We start from the raw sequence: 3,786 nt of genomic DNA on the forward strand, positions 1-3,786 counted from the left end.
ACCCAGGCTCACAACTATAGCTTCACCGACGCCGGCATCGGCAGCCGCCACGCCGGCACGGTTTACTACCGCCTGCAGCAGGTCGACACCGACGGCACCACGGCCGACAGCCCCGTGCGCGCCATCAGCTTCGGCGAAAGCACTGCCCGCGTCGAGCTGTACCCCAACCCGGCTACCGACCAGACGACGCTGGACCTGACGACGCTGGCCGCTGGTGACTACCAGGTCACGGTAGTGGATGCGGCGGGCCGCACGCTCAGCTCGGCTACCTACGCCGGGGGCGCCAGCTATAAGCTCAGCACCCAAAACCTGTCAACGGGCCTCTACCTGCTGGTAGTCCGCGGGCAGGGTGTCAGCATCCTGAAGCGCCTGGAAAGAAAGTAATTCTGCTGACCAGGACTCCCTGAAAAAAGCCTCTTCTGTCGAAGAGGCTTTTTTGCGTTCGAACCCAAGCAGCGGCCGGCTTGTGCACCTTCGGCCTCTTTATTTTAGCTTGCTCAGCCGCTGTTTCCGCGCCTTTTAGAGGAAGTGCCGGCTGCGAAAAGGGCCGCGGCCGGCAAGGCTTTGACCGACCGCATCCAACTATCCCGTGTAGAAGAAGAATAAAATATACTGTATAATCCATTTATACTGAGTAGTTTTGAGATAAATATGATACTCTGCCCATACTGTAGAGTCTTGTCTTTGCCCCTTCTTCGCTCTTCTCATACCCTTTCCATGAAATCAATCTTACGCCTGGCATCCGTCATTTTGTGCTGTCTGCTGTTGGAGCCCATTCAAGCGCGGGCACAATCGGAGGGGGGAGCCTTCTCCTGCGACGGCACCTTCTACCAAGTCCGCCAGTTCGGCTCAGCCGGCACTGCGGTATCCCGCCTGTACACGGTCAACCGCACGACCACTACCTATACTACCGGGCCCGTTGTGGGCGACGGGTCCGGTAGCGGCTTCGGCACCAGCGGCTCCCTGTTGCGCGTTGTAAATGCGCTGTCCTACAACTCGAGCGACGGCTACATGTACGCGCTGGACTATCCGGCTGACAACGGTACGCCGCCGGCTCAGATCCACTTGTACAAGATCGGCAAGGGCGGCATCAAAGACCTGGGCGCGACCAATCTGCCTTCGGCGCAGTATAGCTGCGGTACGGTCGACAAGAACGGCTACATGTTTGTATTGACCCGCAACCAGGCCAGCACAACCTACCAGAACGTGCTGTTTCGCCTTAACCTGAACAACCTGACTACTGCTCTGACCCAGCACGATCAGTACACCCTGCGCAACGCCGCCGACACGGCCCCGGCCAACGGCCTGTTTGCCGATATTGCCTTCAACCCCGCCGACGGCAACCTCTACGGAGTCGACCTGCCCGGTACGCTCACCAAGCTCGTCATCAACCAGGCCGCTTCGAAAGCGTTGGTTACGACCATTTCCACGGGGACGGGCTCCGTTTCCGTAGGCTCCGCCTTCTTCGACGTTGCGGGCAACCTCTACGGCTACTCCAACGGTACGACCGCCACTGCCAACTCCGGTGCTTTCCTGCAGATCAACACCACGACCGGGGCTACTACCACGCTGAGCTCGTTGGAGCCCGTGACCAACAGCGACGGGGCCAGCTGCATCAACCCCAGCCAGCGCATCGACATCGTAAAAGAGGTCAACAGCATTACGCGCACGACCACGACGGCAGGCCTGGCCAACCGCGAGTTCGACATTGCCTTTACCCTGCGCGTGAAGAACACCAGCACCGCTACGGACGACAACGTGCAGGTCAACGACTTCCTGTGGAGCGGCGTTTCCGGGGGCGTACGGGCCAACACCACTTTCTCCACTACCACGGGAAAAGTGCCGACCAACGTAGCCATCCAGGTTGCTCCTTCCGTTACGGCCGACCCGGGCAACGTAAACCCGGTATTCCAGCTTGCCGCCAACCCGACCTTTACGGGAATAGGCGGGCCGGTGCCGGCCAGAACAGCCGCCCTGCTCACCGGCGACAAGTCGCTGACGGCCGGGCAGGTTGCTATTATCACTTTCACCGTCCGCGTGACGTACGCGGCCACGGCCAACGTTCCGGCGCGGGTAACCAACGAGGCCTACGCTTCGAGTACCTTCTCGACCAGCAGCAACCTGACCGGCTACGCTCAGAATACCTCCACCGGCTTTATTTCCGCTCCCGACCTGCTGCAGGCCGCGGACCGCTCGACCGATGGTCCGACGCTGCCGCTGGTTGCCAACGACGATACGCCAACGCCCAGCCCGATCTTCTTCTCCACCTCCATCTCCGGAACTGTCTTTGAAGACATCAACTACGGTGGCGGGGCCGGGCGCACTCAGGCCGCCAGCAAAGGCACTGGCTCGGAAGGGGTCCGGGTAGAGCTGTACAGCCTCACGGGCAGCTTCCTGACCTTTACTACTACGGATGCCGCGGGCAACTATGTGTTTACCACCACCAATGGCACGACGGCCCTGGCCGCCAGTACTTCCTATCAGGTCCGGGTGGTAAACCAAACCATCGTCAGCAACCGGCCCGGTACTACGACCGGGCTGCTGGCGGTCCAGACTTTTAAAAACGGCGCGACCAACGAAGTAGGCGGAGCGGAGCCGGATAAAACTGACCTGCCCGCCAACGCCGGCACGGTCACCGGCGCCGGTGGCCAGACTCTGACAGCCTTGCAAACCGCCAACCCGGGCAAGGTTGCCGAAACGATTACGACTGTAACTACTCCCCTGGCTGCTGCCACCACGCCAGCCGCTCTGGGAGTCGACTTCGGGTTTAACTTCGATCTGGTAGTCAATACCAACAACTCGGGCCAGGGCTCGCTGCGGCAATTTATTACCAACAGCAATGCCCTGCTCAACGACAACCTGGTGCAGGTCAGCACCGTGGCCAGCGTGACGCTGACGGAGGGTACGGAATACGCCATCTTCATGCTCAATGATGGCCGCGTAGCCGGGGCCCCGGCTGGGTTGCGCAACGGCATGACCGCCCCGTTGGGCTACAGTGCGACTACCAAAATCTTCACGTTCACGTCCGCTACGCAGCCCACGATTCAGGACAACAACACGGCCATCGACGGCAAGCTGCAGTCGAACCTGACGGGGGAAGGCGCTGCCCCTACTCCCAACAACACGGGTGCAGAAGTTGCCTTCAGCTTCAGCGGCGCGAACCGCGGGGGGCTGCTCGTCACGGGTTCCGGGGCCCGCATTGCTTCGATCAACGTATCGGGTGCCGGCACTGAGGCAACCAGCCGGAGCCTGAACACGACCGGAGCCGTCCTCTCCGATGGGGCCGCCATTACCTTCACCGGTGCCGGCACTACGGGCGGAGTGGTTACGGATGTGACCGGCCAGAACAACACGGTAGCCACCGTGCTGCTCCAGGGCGGCGCTACCGGGATTACCGTTAGCAACAGCGTGCTGCGTGCGGCCCGCTCCGTAGCCGCTACGGGCACTACCGTGGCCTATGATGGAGCCGGCATCATCCTGTCCGATGCTTCGGCCAACACTATCAGCAGCAACAGCATCAGCAGCAACAGCGGCTACGGCATCAACCTGCAGGTTTCTACGACTGGCACCAACGATGGCAACACCATCACGGGCAACACCATCACGGGCAATGGGGCCGGTACGGCCACCGCAAATGATAATGGCCTGAGCATTCAGGAAGGCAACGACAACTTGGTGCAGGCCAACACCATCACCGGCAACTCCGGCGACGGGATCATGGCCATGAGCGGCACCAGCGGCAACCGCTTCACCCAGAACAACACGGGCAACAACAACGGCAACGGC

The 3,786-nt window shown here is 61.1% G+C and carries 2 protein-coding genes; both read left to right on the plus strand.

All coding sequences use genetic code 11. From position 1 onward, the window contains the following. On the plus strand, positions 1–384 hold a 384-nt coding region (locus ABD842_RS13940), incomplete at its 5' end, for a T9SS type A sorting domain-containing protein (protein ID WP_345115035.1). Positions 385–717: 333 nt separating this feature from the next. Then, on the plus strand, positions 718–3,786 hold a 3,069-nt coding region (locus ABD842_RS13945; RefSeq protein WP_345115038.1), incomplete at its 3' end, for a beta strand repeat-containing protein.

It is taken from the genome of Hymenobacter algoricola, assembly GCF_039539525.1.
Lineage (GTDB): Bacteria > Bacteroidota > Bacteroidia > Cytophagales > Hymenobacteraceae > Hymenobacter > Hymenobacter algoricola.